The organism is Flectobacillus major DSM 103, assembly GCF_000427405.1.
Taxonomy (GTDB): domain Bacteria; phylum Bacteroidota; class Bacteroidia; order Cytophagales; family Spirosomataceae; genus Flectobacillus; species Flectobacillus major.
In genome coordinates this window covers 3,186,272-3,201,315 of record NZ_KE386491.1, presented here as the reverse complement: position 1 = coordinate 3,201,315, position 15,044 = coordinate 3,186,272, and the positions used below count along the sequence as shown (strand labels likewise).

Annotated in this window: 16 protein-coding genes; 11 read left to right on the top strand and 5 right to left on the bottom strand. The window is 38.2% G+C overall.

Translation table 11 applies throughout. The features are described 5' to 3' along the window. Positions 1 to 167: 167 nt before the first annotated feature. Entirely contained in the window at positions 168 to 1,025 is an 858-nt protein-coding gene (locus tag FLEMA_RS70215; RefSeq protein WP_044172005.1) for an N-acetylglucosamine kinase, read from the bottom strand. 69 nt (positions 1,026 to 1,094) lie between these two features. Beyond that, the gene (locus FLEMA_RS70210; protein ID WP_044172004.1) at positions 1,095 to 1,325 is read right to left on the bottom strand and encodes a cytochrome b5 domain-containing protein; all 231 of its coding nucleotides are present in this window, start codon (positions 1,323 to 1,325) and stop codon (positions 1,095 to 1,097) included. A 106-nt stretch (positions 1,326 to 1,431) separates the two neighbouring features. Between FLEMA_RS70210 and FLEMA_RS70205 the strand changes: the two genes are divergently transcribed. From FLEMA_RS70205 to FLEMA_RS0126965, 3 genes are all read left to right on the top strand, one after another. After that, entirely contained in the window at positions 1,432 to 1,896 is a 465-nt protein-coding gene (locus FLEMA_RS70205) for a hypothetical protein (protein WP_144080115.1), read from the top strand. Positions 1,897 to 2,015: 119 nt separating this feature from the next. After that, positions 2,016 to 3,041, top strand: coding sequence for a thiamine-phosphate kinase (gene thiL / locus FLEMA_RS0126975; protein ID WP_026997829.1), 1,026 nt, complete (start codon positions 2,016 to 2,018; stop codon positions 3,039 to 3,041). Between the two features lie 30 nt (positions 3,042 to 3,071). Further along, a complete protein-coding gene (locus tag FLEMA_RS0126965) occupies positions 3,072 to 3,665 on the top strand; it encodes a hypothetical protein (RefSeq protein WP_026996202.1) in 594 nt (197 codons plus the stop codon). Between the two features lie 155 nt (positions 3,666 to 3,820). On the opposite strand, the gene trxA is transcribed toward FLEMA_RS0126965, so the two are convergent. Continuing rightward, complete coding sequence (trxA, locus tag FLEMA_RS70200; RefSeq protein WP_044174800.1) at positions 3,821 to 4,534, bottom strand: thioredoxin; 714 nt, start codon at positions 4,532 to 4,534, stop codon at positions 3,821 to 3,823. A 217-nt stretch (positions 4,535 to 4,751) separates the two neighbouring features. Between trxA and eno the strand changes: the two genes are divergently transcribed. The 5 genes from eno (at position 4,752) to gpmI (ending at position 9,420) form a co-directional block, all read left to right on the top strand. Then, a complete protein-coding gene (gene eno, locus FLEMA_RS0126930) occupies positions 4,752 to 6,029 on the top strand; it encodes a phosphopyruvate hydratase (protein WP_026996200.1) in 1,278 nt (425 codons plus the stop codon). Between the two features lie 150 nt (positions 6,030 to 6,179). Next, the gene (locus tag FLEMA_RS0126915; protein ID WP_026997828.1) at positions 6,180 to 6,488 is read left to right on the top strand and encodes an FtsB family cell division protein; all 309 of its coding nucleotides are present in this window, start codon (positions 6,180 to 6,182) and stop codon (positions 6,486 to 6,488) included. Positions 6,489 to 6,565: 77 nt separating this feature from the next. Then, the gene (locus FLEMA_RS0126905; RefSeq protein ID WP_026996199.1) at positions 6,566 to 7,096 is read left to right on the top strand and encodes a low molecular weight protein-tyrosine-phosphatase; all 531 of its coding nucleotides are present in this window, start codon (positions 6,566 to 6,568) and stop codon (positions 7,094 to 7,096) included. A 29-nt stretch (positions 7,097 to 7,125) separates the two neighbouring features. Further along, the gene (locus FLEMA_RS0126900) at positions 7,126 to 7,728 is read left to right on the top strand and encodes a DUF1684 domain-containing protein (protein WP_026996198.1); all 603 of its coding nucleotides are present in this window, start codon (positions 7,126 to 7,128) and stop codon (positions 7,726 to 7,728) included. A gap of 168 nt (positions 7,729 to 7,896) precedes the next feature. Then, complete coding sequence (gpmI, locus tag FLEMA_RS0126890) at positions 7,897 to 9,420, top strand: 2,3-bisphosphoglycerate-independent phosphoglycerate mutase (RefSeq protein ID WP_026997827.1); 1,524 nt, start codon at positions 7,897 to 7,899, stop codon at positions 9,418 to 9,420. Between the two features lie 88 nt (positions 9,421 to 9,508). Here the strand turns inward: gpmI and FLEMA_RS70195 are convergent, their stop codons facing one another. After that, on the bottom strand, positions 9,509 to 10,684 hold the full coding sequence (locus tag FLEMA_RS70195; RefSeq protein WP_044172002.1) for an acyltransferase family protein: 1,176 nt from the start codon (positions 10,682 to 10,684) through the stop codon (positions 9,509 to 9,511). 201 nt (positions 10,685 to 10,885) lie between these two features. On the opposite strand from FLEMA_RS70195, the gene FLEMA_RS70190 reads away from it, so the two are divergent. Both FLEMA_RS70190 and FLEMA_RS0126840 read left to right on the top strand, forming a co-directional pair. Then, on the top strand, positions 10,886 to 11,422 hold the full coding sequence (locus FLEMA_RS70190) for a hypothetical protein (RefSeq protein ID WP_052354121.1): 537 nt from the start codon (positions 10,886 to 10,888) through the stop codon (positions 11,420 to 11,422). 9 nt (positions 11,423 to 11,431) lie between these two features. Beyond that, positions 11,432 to 12,382 carry a hypothetical protein gene (locus FLEMA_RS0126840; RefSeq protein ID WP_026996196.1) on the top strand — a complete coding sequence of 317 codons (951 nt, stop codon included), beginning with the start codon at positions 11,432 to 11,434 and terminating at the stop codon, positions 12,380 to 12,382. A gap of 40 nt (positions 12,383 to 12,422) precedes the next feature. Here FLEMA_RS0126840 and FLEMA_RS70185 read toward each other — a convergent pair whose 3' ends face one another. After that, positions 12,423 to 13,655, bottom strand: coding sequence for an RsmB/NOP family class I SAM-dependent RNA methyltransferase (locus tag FLEMA_RS70185; RefSeq protein ID WP_044172001.1), 1,233 nt, complete (start codon positions 13,653 to 13,655; stop codon positions 12,423 to 12,425). A 320-nt stretch (positions 13,656 to 13,975) separates the two neighbouring features. Here FLEMA_RS70185 and FLEMA_RS70180 point away from each other — a divergent pair, with 320 nt between their 5' ends. Further along, positions 13,976 to 14,908, top strand: a complete 933-nt coding sequence (locus FLEMA_RS70180) for a methylenetetrahydrofolate reductase (protein WP_044171999.1) — start codon at positions 13,976 to 13,978, stop codon at positions 14,906 to 14,908. Positions 14,909 to 15,044 lie beyond the last annotated feature (136 nt).

Below are 15,044 nucleotides of genomic sequence, written 5' to 3'. Positions count from 1 at the left end.
GAATCGTTTGCGGTGACTGGTTGTATTATAATAACCTAAATTCTCTACTAATTTATATAAATAACCCCATATTTGTTGCATATTCTTGAAAAGATACAATTTTATAGAGAAATTTCTTTGTAAAATCAAAATAGGTAAAATTCATTCTATTTAATAAATGAATTATGCTATTGTATGCTTTGAACAGATTGATGGAAAAGGGTTAAGCCTGCAATTGGGCTTTCCATAATAATTCCTACTGTACAGCCTTTTTCGGTAGCTACACGCCTCAAAATATCGGAATAATAAAAGGCCACAGAGCCTGTAAAATGAATTTTATATTGCTGACAGTCAGTATATTTTAGCAAATACTTATCGAAAAATGCTTCAAAAGATTGATATACCAACAAATAAGCAAATGGATGTGAGCGATTGTCGAAAAGAAATTTTGAGAATGAAGCAAAATAACGATTTGGAAACGGTTTGTGATAAGCATTATCCAGAATTTCGAGGCGGTCTTTGGCACCAAATCGCTTCTCAAATTTTTCTCTTAGTTCTTGTGGCATTTCTTTATGAAGATAACTTAACATCAATTGTTTGCCAAGATACCCACCACTACCTTCGTCGCCAAGCCAAAAACCCAGTGGCGGAATTTGATGAGCAATTTGGTAGCCATCATAAAAGCACGAATTTGAACCTGTTCCCAAAATACATACAATGCCAGTATCTTGGCCAGCCAAAGCTCGTGCTGCCGCTAACATATCGTTGTTTACCTGAATATCAGTTGCTGCTGGAAATACAAGTGCTAGAGCATCTTTGATGATTTGCCCTTTTTCAAGATTGGTAACCCCTGTACCATAAAAATGAATGGCCGTAATTGTATTGGTAATTTTAGGTGCAAGCGTTGAGCGAAGCTCGTCGGCAATCGACGTTGTGTCTTGGTAATAAGGATTAAAACCGATGGTTTTAAACTGGGCTATCTGGCCGTCCGAAGAGATTGTTCTCCAGTCGGTTTTGGTCGAGCCACTGTCTGCAATCAATATCATATAGTAGTTTATTTTGAAGTCAAACAACCTTTTGAGGTAAAAAACAGTCTTATAGAAAAATGCTTGAGGCTAAATCAATCTGCCCACAATGGCAAATTTGGCAAAAACCTTTTCTGAATGTGGTGCATCGGCTAATTCGCTAGTAAGGTCTTGGCCTGCCCAATGTTCGTAATGTTTCCCGTTTTTCCATAAACGCGATGGGCTTACATCATAAATATTACCTTGAAAGGCAACCCAAATTTCCTCTCGATCTTGTCCATTCCGAAGGGCTAATTGGGATTTAGTATAATCATTTAACATAGAAATTGGGATTGGTAGTTGTATGACGCAAATTTTCACTTTCGGTTTGTTGAATTCAATTTATTTTATCTATTTTTATCAAATAATTTTAAAAATTCTTATTGTTATGAAAAAAATATTATCATTCTTACCTATGCTTTTTGCCATGGCGTGGATACTTTCGGGGTGTAAAGGCTCGGATAAAGAACCCTCGGTTGAAGAAAAATTAACTAAAATATGGTCTGCAAAAGTAGTTAAGGAAGGAGCTGATGTTGTATATGATAAAACGGCAACGTCTCAGAAAATCCCTGGATATGCCAATTATAAATTGGATTTAACTAGCAAAACAGCCGCTAAATTGACCGAAAAAGATGGTATTACTTTTACAGGGACGTGGTCCATTTCGTCTGATAACCAAACTTTAACTATTTCGGGATTGACAAGTGCATCGGGTGCACCCACAGGAACTTCAGGTACAATGACTTATAAAATCGTGGGCTCGGTAACTACTACTGCAGTTACCCTAGAAACCGCAACACCATATATCAAAGCTAGCAATACTATTGCTAACTACCAGTTAGTAAATCCTTAAACCAAGCTAAATCAAACAACCCTAGGCCGTTCTTGTAATAAAGAACGGCTTTTTTGTGTAATATCAGCTTGTTTTACACAAAAATTGTACATCACTAAAACACTGATTAACTTTGTGGTATGGAAACAAGAACAGAATTAAGTACAATAGGTGAATTTGGTTTAATCAAAAGAATTGAATCTAATTTTCCTATTACACAGAAAGAAACCATTAAGGGAATAGGAGACGATGCGGCTGTAGTAGATACAGAGGGTAAAAAATTGCTTATATCAACAGATTTGTTGATGGAAGGTGTACATTTTGACTTGGCTTATACGCCTTTAAGGCATCTTGGCTATAAGTCGGTTGCGGTGAATGTGTCTGATATTGCAGCGATGAATGGTATTCCTAAGCAAATTACGGTAAGTTTGGGTTTGAGCAATCGCTTTTCGGTAGAGGCAATCGACGAGCTATATGCTGGGATAAAGGTAGCTTGTCAGGAATATAATATTGATTTGATTGGTGGTGATACGTCGTCGTCGAGAGGTGGGCTGGCTATTTCGATTACCGTGTTGGGCACAGCCAACGATGACCAAATTGTGTATCGTAATACCGCCAAGGTTAGTGATATTATTTGTGTGTCGGGCGATTTGGGTGCAGCCCTGATGGGTCTACAGTCGTTGGAAAGAGAAAAGCAGGTATTTATGGCCAACCCTAATATGCAACCCGAACTCAAAGATAAAGATTATGTGGTGCAGCGTCAGCTAAAACCTGAGGCTAGAATGGACATTGTACACGAGCTTCGTGATTTGGGGGTTGTACCTACCTCTATGATAGATGTGTCGGATGGTTTGGCTTCCGAGCTTTTGCATATTTGTAAAAATTCGGGTGTAGGAGCGGTGATTTTTGAAGATAAAATACCAATCGACGACCAAACTTATTTAACGGCAACCGAAATGAACTTTAGCCCAATGACAGCGGCTTTGAATGGGGGAGAGGACTATGAGTTGTTGTTTACAGTGAAACAAGAAGACTATGAGAAAATCAAAAATATGTCGGATGTAAGTTTTATTGGATACATCACCAAGGAAGTAGAAGGGGCTCAGATGATGATGAAGTCGGGAACTTTAGTGAAATTGACTTCACCTGGCTACGAACATTTTTAAGGAACAATCCAACAAGCTAAATTCCTAACCATGCTTTTGCAAATTAACATTACCGAACTGGGTTCATTTCTCAAATATGGCGTTACTGGCCTAAGTGCAATTGCTTTTATATTGTCTTATTTCTTATTGTTCAAAGAGAGTAATAGACCCAGACCTCGGCCCGAGATAATCAAAACGATTCGCCTATTTATGTGGGTTACAGTTATACTAGGGGTAGTGTCGGGTGTGTCATCGATTATGAACCCTAATAAGGCATCAGCTAGCGAAATAGCTAATGTATCTGTGCCCAAGAAAAAACACAAAGCTTTGGCTGTTACAACAGAGCCTTTCAAAATAGAAATATTCTATGAAAACCCTAAGCGGAATATAGCAGAAGACCTTGCCGAAACGCTACGAGATAAAACTGCCTATCAGGTAGCTGTGAGTCCATTAACTACCGATAAAAAAACGGCATTGAAGGTATCGTCTTGTCAAATACGACACGAACTTTCAGAAATCAAAGTGGCTAATAAGCTCAAAGATATTGCAGAGAATGTATTGCAGGATGATGGAATAGAATTTAAACTCAAACAAATAACCTCAAGCTCGCCCAATTATGTGAGTATGTTTGTTTGTAAAAAATAGCCTTTATCCATCCCAAACGCCACAAAGAATTTTCTGTGGCGTTTGGGATATGCTACATTAAATTAAACTGGGATGAAAGCAATGCTATTTTGGCATTGAGATTGCCGACAAAATAGCTGTATTATCAATGAAAAACCATTCAACAGCCCCAATACTTACTGGTATTTGGTAATCATTTCTTTCAAAGCCTTTTCTTCTTGATACCCAATAGAACGCATTTGTTGTTTGCCATTCTTAAAGACCAAAAATGTTGGAATTTCGTCGATATGGTATTGTGCCATAATACTGCGATTGGCATCGGCATCAACCTTCAAGAATAATACTTTGCCCTTAAATTCTTCGGAAAGCTTTTCTACAGCAGGCATCATTTTGACACAAGGGCCGCACCATGGAGCAAAAAAGTCAAGAATTACCAGTGGGTGTTTTTGTAAAATAGTATTGAGTTCAGCCTCCGAAATCTCTTTGGTATTTGTTTGTGCCTGAGTATTTTCGACAGGTTTGTTTTTGCTTGTCCATTTCAAATATCCACCTTGCAAATCGTACACTTGGGTAAACCCATTTTTACGCAATATTTCGCTGGCGGCAGCACTACGCCCTCCTGATAGGCAATATACAAACAAGGGCTTGGTTTTGTCGAGGCTCTGGATTTTTTGCTGAAAATCGGCACTACGGACATCCATATTCTGAGCTTTGGGCAAATGACCACCTCCATATTCGCCCGATGTGCGTACATCGATAAGCTGAGCTTGTGGTGATTCAGAATATTTTTTCTCAAAATCATCTACAGGCAAAACTTGTGCAGTGCCAAAGCTATGAAATCCCAAATAAATAACTGCCGATAATATAATTTTAAAAATATTATTTTTCATTTTTTTGTGCATTGACATTAATAGATTGTGAAAGAATTAGAAAAGTACAAGTAATCTTGAAAAAACACTTATTTTTGTATGAAATTTATTTCTTTTAAGTGGGTTGAAAGCGGAAATTTTGACGAACTTACGAGTCTATTAATTCTGGGTAATACAACCAGAGTTTTTTTCCCCTAAAATCAAGAGTTTTTTTAACCAAAAACAAAAATTACAAAAAATGAGTGCTATTCAGTATGTTCATGCAAGACAAATCTTGGATTCACGTGGAAATCCAACAGTTGAAGTAGATATTCGTACCGAAGCAGGTGCGTTTGGCCGTGCTGCTGTACCATCAGGTGCATCAACAGGTATTCACGAGGCTGTTGAATTACGTGACGACGATAAATCTGTTTACGTAGGAAAAGGTGTTTTGAAAGCCGTTGAGAACGTTAACGAAGCTATCGCTGCCGAAATTTTGGGTATCGAGGTGACTGAGCAAAACCTTATCGACAAGTTGATGATTGAACTCGACGGAACTGCCAATAAAGGTAAGTTGGGTGCAAACGCTATCTTGGGTGTATCTTTGGCAGTAGCAAAAGCAGCTGCTCAAGAATCAGGTTTGTCTCTTTACCGTTATGTAGGTGGTACTAACGCAAACACTTTGCCTGTACCAATGATGAACATCTTGAATGGTGGTTCACACGCTGACAACTCTATCGACTTCCAAGAGTTCATGGTAATGCCTGCTAAAGCTGAGTCTTTCTCTCACGCTTTGCGTATGGGTACTGAGGTGTTCCATGCTTTGAAGGGTGTATTGAAATCTAAAGGTTATTCTACAAACGTAGGTGACGAAGGTGGTTTTGCTCCAAACATCAAGTCGAATGAGGAAGCTATCGAAATCGTATTGCAATCAATCGAAAAAGCAGGTTATAAGCCAGGTGAAGAAATCTTCATCGCTATGGATGCTGCTGCTTCTGAATTCTATAACGAAGAAACTGGTCTTTATACATTCAAGAAATCTGATGGCAAGCAGTTGAATTCTTTAGAAATGGCTGCTTACTGGAAAACTTGGGCTGACAAATATCCAATCATCTCTATCGAAGACGGTATGGCTGAAGATGACTGGGCTGGTTGGAAAGAGCAAACTAAATTAATTGGCAACAAAGTTCAATTAGTAGGTGATGACTTGTTTGTAACAAACGTAAAACGTTTACAAATGGGTATCGAACAAGGTGTAGCAAACGCAGTATTAGTAAAAGTAAACCAAATCGGTTCTTTGACTGAAACTATTGATACTATCAACTTGGCGAAACGTAACTCTTACAAAAACATCATGTCGCACCGTTCAGGTGAAACTGAAGATGCTACAATCGCTGACTTGGCGGTAGCATTGAACACTGGCCAAATCAAAACTGGTTCGGCTTCTCGTTCAGACCGTATGGCTAAATATAACCAATTGCTTCGTATCGAGGAAGAATTAGGCTCTAACGCTTATTTCCCTGGTTTGACATTCTAATTTCAATTGGAAATACTTATAAAAAGGCTGGTAAGATTTTTCTTACTAGCCTTTTTTAATGCTTCAAGTCGATAAATTATCAAAAAGTCCCTTTTATTAGATAATTTTACGGGTATATCGTTACACATTCTTTATTGTATTCTGTCAATTATGCTCAAACTTCTTTTTACGAAATATCGCTTTTATTTCCTTTCGTTTTGTGGGCTGTTTCTTTGGATGTTGTTTTTTGATGGAAACGACATCTTTAGCCAATGGCGAATGTACCGAGAATTAAGCCGTTTGGAGGCCGAAAAAGTATATTATCAAGAAAAACTCAAGGAGGTTGAACGTGAACGTGAGGAGGTTTTAGGAAATCCTAAATTGATAGAAAAGTATGCTCGTGAAAAGTATTTGATGAAAAAACCTACCGAAGAACTCTATATCTTGGTAGATGAAGACAATCAACCTGTTGAAAAATAACAAATATTCCATAATTCTGAAACATGGTTGGCAGGTTCACCATGCTAACAAAGCCCTTAAAAGAACAAATTAAATTTATGATAAAAGTACTTTTTGTATGTACAGGCAATATTTGCCGTTCGCCCATTGCAGAGGAAACCTTTAGAAGAGCTGTGAAAAAAAGAGATTTGCAAAGGGTAATACAATGTGATTCGGCCGCAACCCATAATTATCATATTGGCGATTTGCCCGACCACCGTACTCGCAAAAATGCCGTTAATCATGGCCTAGACTTAACACATAGATGCCGCCGATTAACAGGCGAAGACTTTTCTGTATTTGATTATATCGTTGGAATGGATAATTTCAATATGGACAATATCCAGTCGATTTCGTATCGAGCCAATGGTATTTATCAGCCCGACGAGGTTTGCTTTTTATACCGTAGGTTTGACCCTGAGGTACAAATCGCTAATCGTGATTATCCTATCAACCACAAAGAATTTCCAATTCCCGAAGTGCCAGACCCTTATTATGGCACGCACGAAGATTTTGAAAATGTGTATCAAATTGTAAGCCGTTGTGCCGAAGAGTTTTTGGACTTTTTGGTACGAAATCATGAATTATAGTGGAAAAAAGATTGCTAATCCTCGTTTGAATGAAAAAATGGAGTGTAATTATGGCCTTGTGTATTTCTGTCAATAGTTTTGGACAGGCTTGGAAAGATTCTGTAGATACTTTCAGAAAAAACTATCAGGCGGCTTTTCTGAAAGAAGAACGAAGCCCTCTTAAACAGGCAGATTTGGGTTATTTACGATTTTATGAACCCGATTCTTTGTATCAAATAGAAGGGATATTTAAACCTTCGACCGATAAAAAAGTGTTGATGTTTCCAACATCGAGTGGCCAACAGAAAGAATATACCAAATACGGCGAAATTAGCTTTGAATTGAAAGGGAAAAAGCTTCAACTAAACGTTTATAGAAGCCTAAGCCTAATGAGGATTCCTCTGTACAAAGACTATCTGTTTATTCCTCTAAAAGATGTAACTTCGGGGAAAGAAACTTATGGTGGAGGACGGTATTTAGATGCCAAAATGGGTGATATTCAAGCGGGAAAAATAAGGCTCGATTTTAATAAATTATATAATCCTTATTGTGCTTTTAGCGAAGGATTTAGCTGTCCGATTCCCCCCAAAGAGAATCATTTGCCGATTGCTATAGAAGCAGGCGAGAAGAATTTTGCCAAACCCAAAGACTGATTTTTGTCAGTTGATACTGAATCATCGGTAAAAGAAAAATGATTTGAGCGATTTTGATGTTGATTAAATAGAAAAAGATAGTAAGAGTGTAGAGCTTTTAGGCAAAATAATTACTTAATTGACAACAACCCAATTACGTTATATATAATCAAATTAACCAAAAAATACGTGAACAAGAAAGTAGTATTAATGATTTTGGATGGCTGGGGCATTGCTACCAAGCCAGAGGTGTCGGCAATTGATGCCGCAAAAACCCCTTTCATGGATTCGTTGTATCCAAAATATCCACATTCCAAACTAGAAGCATCTGGTTTGGCAGTAGGCTTGCCTGCTGGACAAATGGGTAATTCGGAAGTGGGACACATGAACTTGGGTGCTGGACGAGTGGTGTATCAAAATTTGGTAAGAATCAACAAGGCTGTTGAAGAAAATACGTTGGCACAAGAACCTGTGTTGGCCGAGGCTTTTGCTTATGCTAAAGAGCATGGTAAAAAAGTGCATTTTATTGGCTTGGTCTCAAATGGTGGGGTTCACTCGCATATCAATCACTTGAAAGCTCTTTGTACGGCTTCTCAGACTGCTGGGGTGTCCGAAACATATATCCATGCGTTTACCGATGGCCGCGATACCGACCCTAAATCAGGGCTGGGCTTTTTAACCGACTTACAAGCACATATTGCTACAACAGGTGCCAAAATTGCCTCTGTAACAGGTCGTTATTTTGCGATGGACCGCGACAACCGCTGGGAGCGTGTCAAATTGGCTTATGATGCAATGGTAAAAGGTACTGGCGAAAAAGTAAGTGCCGATGGCCTATTGGCTGCCATTTCGGCATCGTACGAAGCCGGTGTAACCGACGAGTTTATCAAGCCTATTATTGTTGAAGAAAATGGGGCTCCTGTAGCAACTATTGCTGAGGGCGATGTGGTACTTTGTTTTAATTTCCGTACCGACCGTGGCCGTGAAATTACACAAGCCCTTACACAACGTGATTTCCCTGAACAAGACATGACCAAATTGTCGTTGTATTATTTAACAATGACAGAATACGATAAGTCTTTTACAGGTGTAAAAGTGGTGTTTGACGATAGCAATATTGTGATGACTTTGGGAGAGGTTTTACAGAATGCTGGTAAAAAACAGATTCGTATGGCCGAAACAGAGAAATATCCTCACGTTACATTTTTCTTCTCGGGTGGCCGTGAAGAGCCTTTTGTTGGTCAAACCAACATTCTTCGTTCTTCACCAAAAGTAGCAACGTATGATTTAGCTCCAGAAATGTCAGCTCGTGATTTACGTGATGCCTTAATTCCTGAGTTGGAAAAAGAAGAAGTAGACTTTGTGTGTTTAAACTTTGCCAACCCCGACATGGTAGGTCATACTGGTGTTTTTGAGGCTGTTGTAAAAGCTGTTGAAACAGTTGACCAATGTGCTCAGGCAGTGGTTGAAGCAGGCTTAAAACATGGGTATAGCTTTATTATTATTGCTGACCACGGTAATGCCGACTTTATGATTAATGAAGATGGAACACCAAATACGGCTCACTCTACCAATTTAGTACCATGTATTTTGGTAGACAATGAATATACCAAACCAATTAAAGACGGTAAATTGGGCGATATTGCTCCAACTATCCTTGAGTTGATTGGTGTACCTCAGCCAAAAGAAATGACAGGCGTGAGTTTGTTGTAGTGGGTTGGTAGTAATAGTACAAAAAATGACAGCGAGAGTGATTTCTCTTTCGCTGTCATTTTTGTTTTCTATGGTTTTGAGGAAGTTTTTAAATTTTGATAAACATTTTATTTGTATATAACCAGTTCAAAATCAGCCAGTAAATCAATAACATTGCTCCTCCATGTACAAGTGAATGATAAGGCGTGCCAAATAAATTTGCATAGTTTTCGCCTAAATGTATGGTTAACGATTTAGAGATATATACACCCAACGCATCGGCGATGCAATAGGCTGCAATAGAGTTCATCCCAATGACTTTTAAGCCATAAGCCCAACGAGTATGTTGTTTGATGTCGATAATCCAATAAAAAAATGCCAAAAGTAAAAAACACCATCCGCCACTAAAAAGTACCCATGTTGGTGTCCAGATACGTTTTACATTGGGGCAAATACCCAACAAATCCAGAATAATACCTAGTCCCAGTCCTGTTATTCCGAGTAAGACAAAGTGCTTTAGTTTCTCTTGTGCTACTGATGTCGACTTCAAAATATTGCCTGCCAGAAGTCCTAAAATCATCGTGCCAAGTGTAGGAATAAAGCTTAATGTGGTATATCCACCTCCATTGAATTGGAATGGCTTTTCTCGTGGGAAAATATTCAAAAACCACTGGTCAAATGCCCATGCGAGGTTTGTATTTTTGTTCCAATGTGCCGTAAATCCTGTAAGGTTATGTTCCCAATCTTTTGTAATACCTGCATTTTCGTAGTTGAAATAGGCATCAGGAAGAGGATACAAAGCAAAAGCCAGCCAATAGCCAACTAATAGTATTACTAGACTTGCGATTTGTATTTTTTGAGAACGAAAGGCCAATAAAAATAAAAAAGGATAACCTAGACCAATTTGACTAAGGGTATCTTCAAAGGTAAAATAGGTTTGTGCTTTGTACTGTGAACGCAAGAAAATCCCTAAAACAATAAGTATAAGTGAGCGTTTGAGGGCATGTAAAAAAGCTTGATTAAATCCTCGTTCTTGTGTAAGGCGGCTAGCGATAGAATATGGCAAAACTACTCCTACCAAAAATGAAAAGGAGGGCTGTATCAGGTCATGAAGCGAACAGCCCACCCACTCAACGTGGTCTTGATGATGGGCTAAAAATGCCCAAAATGAGCTTTCGGGAAGGGCTTCGGCAACTTTGCCAAAATGAAGAACTTCGGCCATCATAAGCAGCATGACAAAGCCACGGTAGATATCGGCAGATACAAGTCGGTTTTGAGATGTCATTGGTTGAGGGATTATGCCCTCAATATAATCAAATCCTGAGATACTTCTGGTAGGAGATGTGTGGTGTCAAATAACGTGTTTTTACTACAATTAAAAAGCTCTTGAATATGGATGAAAGTATTTTTCAACTAAATAAAAGAAAATAGTCAAATCAATCCTCGCACGGAACGGCTTGCGGGGCTTTTTTGTTAATTTTGTATTATGAAAAACATTCTAGCTAGTTTATTTTTAATGCTCTCATTGGTATCTTGCCATCAGCAAGTTGAGCAAAACAATCTCAAATATTTTGACCTAAAAGGGACTTTTGAAACTCAAATCAAAAAACTCTCGCAACGCAAGCCTTCGGTAGTTAAATCGGTAAAGGCTGGAAATACAACCGATACACAGACCAAAATTATTCAAGATTGGGAAAAAGAATTGGAGTTTTTTGTCCAAACCGATATTAACAAACCTGCCTTTATTAATAGCTATCAGATTGAAGAAAGCGACTCGCTGATTCGGTATATACTAAAACCCAACGAGCATAATACAGTAAAGTCGATTATTATCAAGAAAAAAGCTGGTGTAATAGTTGCTTTCGACGCTCTGGTTTCAGACACCAATTATCTGTACAGTTCAGAAAGACGATTGAATGCCTATTTTGACAAAGGAAGCTTAACCGACTATTATATTGATGGTTATCAACAATTGGTATTTGGAGACAAAAAAGCATATACTATCAAAGGTATTATCAAATAAGTAGGGTATATGCTAAAAGAATTTTGGATTAAAATAAGCCTACTTATTGGTGTGCCTGTATTGGTATTGAGTTTTTTAGGATTTGCAGTAGATACAGGTTTGAAAAAGTCACATCACCCCAATTATGCTGAATGGAACGATTTATTTCAAGGCAAAATTAATGCTGACGTTTTAGTATCAGGCTCTTCTCGTGCAGCATTCCATATTTCTCCCTTTATTTTAGATACCACACTACAGGTAAATTCCTATAACCTAGGGTTATCGGCTTGGCGTTTTGATATGCAGTTAACCCGATTTAAGTTGTATTTGGCACATAACCGTAAACCTCAATATATTATTCATAATGTAGATGTATATGGCTTTGCCAAACGGAAAAACCTTGTAGACTATCAGCAGTTTTTGCCCTATTTGAACGAGCCTTTGTTAAAGCGTAATTTTGAAAGGCTACAAGGAAATTTTACGTGGTCGCAATGTTATATTCCGATGTATAAATATGCTAATGACTGGGATTTGGTATGGGAGGGTTTAAAAAATTTTGTAGACTATCCGCACGTTACCAAAACCTCGAAATACAAAGGTTATCAGGCAAATGATATAGCATGGGATAATCAGTTTGAGCTTTTCAAGAAAAAATATCCCAAAGGAATTCGTTATACTATAGAAAAGGATGTGGAGCAATCGTTTGAAAGATACCTTGATTTTTGTCAGAAAGAAGGAATTAAAGTAGTGTTGGTGTACGCTCCTGAGTATTTTGAGGTACAACCATATTATAAAAATAAAACAGCGTTTTTGAGGCTGTGCCATCGTGTTGAAAAACAATACAATTGCACATTCTTAGATTACACCAACGATTCAATATGCTTTAAGAAATCGCTGTTTTATAATTCTCAGCACTTGAATAAAGAAGGAGCGGAGCTGTTTTCAGCAAAATTGGCTAAAGATTTACAAAAAATATGGTAAAAACATATAGAGCCGTAGCAATGCCACGGCTCTATATGTTTTATTTTTTCAATAAACAAGCCATATAAAAACCATCATATCCTTCGTCTGCTGGCGAAGTACGTCGTTCTTCGAGCAACTCCCACTTGTCGCCTTGTTCTTCCAAGAAACGTTTAACATGGGCTTCACTTTCAGAAGGTAATAAGCTACAAGTAGCAAATACCATTTTTCCACCTTTTTTCAACATTGTCGAATACTGCGATAGAATATTGTATTGAATTGTACGCAAGCCGTCTATAAACTCAGGTGTAAGTTTCCATTTAGCATCAGGGTTTCTTCTGAGTACACCTAAGCCTGAGCAAGGTACATCTAATAACAATCGGTCGGCACTTTCTTGTAGCCTTTTGATAGTTTTGGGTTCAATAAGGCGTGTTTCGAGGTTCATAGCTCCTGCACGGCGAGCACGTTTTTGGAGTTCTTGCAATTTGCGTTCCTCAACGTCCATCGCAATAATACGGCCTTTGTTTTCCATCAAAGCCGCAATATGCAATGTTTTGCCTCCAGCACCTGCACAGGCATCAATAACACGCATACCAGCCTTTACATCTAAAAATGGAGCTACCAATTGTGAGGCTGCATCCTGTACTTCAAAGAACCCATCTTTGAAAAATTCAGTTTTGAATACATTCGGGCGACCTTCCAAAATAAGAGCATCGGGTAGCTCATTGTTGAGCACACTATTAATGTCTTCGTCACCCAACAAATCCTGAAGGTGTTCTTTATTTGTTTTCAGTGTATTTACTCTTAGTACTACAGGAGCTTGCTGATTAAGAGCAGGAAGTTCGTGATTCCATTTTTCTTCTCCTAACTCCTCTTCGCCAAGGGCATCTAACCAATCAGGAACAGATTCAATAACTTTTCTGATTTTTGTAGCCTCTTCGTATCGAGCAAATACTTTTGGAATACTTACTTTTGAAAACTCAGTCCAATCAGGCAATCTAAATAATGATTCCTCTGAGTTGGCATGGCGTTCTTTTAGCAACTGCCATGCTCCAAAAGCCTGCCAAAAGTGAAATTTATTCAGGGTATCAGGTGCGTCAATTACATAATGTAACATACGCCACCATCTTACGACTTCGTAGGTATTTTCAGCAATAAAAGCACGGTCACGGCTACCCCATTTACGGTTCGATTTCAACACATATTCAATAGCACGGTCTGCTTGACGCTTATTTAGAAAAATTTCTTGTAAAGTACCAACAACGGCATCAGCCAAAGGGCGATGGATTCTCATATTATATTAGTTTTTCTTAAATGACTCAACGCCTATTTGTTAAGTCTTTTACAAAGTTCCGAAATTTTGGGGAATGTTCTTAATAAATGCTTGAACAAACCACGATTATCCCTCAAAACACTCCCCCAACCAATTTCTTAGGGTGAGTTTGGACGTTTTGGAGCAAGATTGACAAAAATGAAAAAAATGTTACCTTTGTAGCCCAGTAAGTTTTTTTGCCCAAAAAGCCAATATGGTAATGATAAACGTTTGGTTTTCAGCAGTTTTTTATTTCTGTGTAACCTATCTTATTATAGGGTTGCCTAACATCAAAAGTATATATGTTTTTAGATAAAATAAAGTCGAAAGAGTCGGGTATCTTATTGTATGGAATTACACCCCCCAAAGCACAAGTAGAACCACTGAAAGTAGTTGAGATTGCTGAAAAAACCTTGGTACGTTTACATTCGCTCGATATTGATGCTTTGGTGGTATATGATGTACAAGACGAATCGGCTCGTACAAGCGAAGAAAGGCCTTTTCCGTTTATTAGTGCTCACGACCCCTTTGAGTTTGCCAAAGAACACCTACATTCACTCGATATTCCTAAAATTATCTATAGACCCGCCGGGAAATTTACGCAAGAAGAATTAACGCTATGGCTCGATGATGTTATTGCTCATGGTTTTTCACCTGTATTTGTAGGTATACCTGCTCCTGATTTTAAACCTATCACGAGTTTGTCAGAAGCCTACAGTATTTGGCGTAAATACCAAGATACATCAGTAATAGGGGCTGTTACGATTCCCGAGCGTCATGCTGTTTTGAATGATGAAGACCAACGTATTTTGGATAAAATGAGCTCGGGGGTAAGTTATTTTGTGTCACAATGTGTATTCAATGTAGACTACGCCAAGCGTGTAATAGATGATTTGGTAAAAACGTGTGTCCACAAAGAAATAGCACTTCCTACTATTATTTTTACACTGACAGCCTGTGGTTCTTTAAAAACCCTTCATTTTATGGAATGGCTTGGCATTCATGTTCCAGAAGCATTGAAAGAGGAATTTAAAACTTCTGAGAATGTACTAGCACGTTCGGTAGAGGTGTGTATGACAATTGCCGAAGAATTGATTCATTATTGTGCCGAAAAAGGAGTTCCTTTTGGTTTTAATATAGAAAGTGTAGCAATTAGAAAAGACGAAATAGAAGCATCAATTGCAATGGTTAATCGAATAGGAGAGACGCTGAAGGCACAAGGACTCCGTAAGTAAGTAGCTGAGCTAATGGATAAACGAATTTGAAGTTTATACGATTATTTGATAAAGCAAAAGGGTGAATTAGTGATTATGTGTTTGACAATCAGGAATATCTATAATTGATCGCTGGTAATATAATCACTAATTCGCT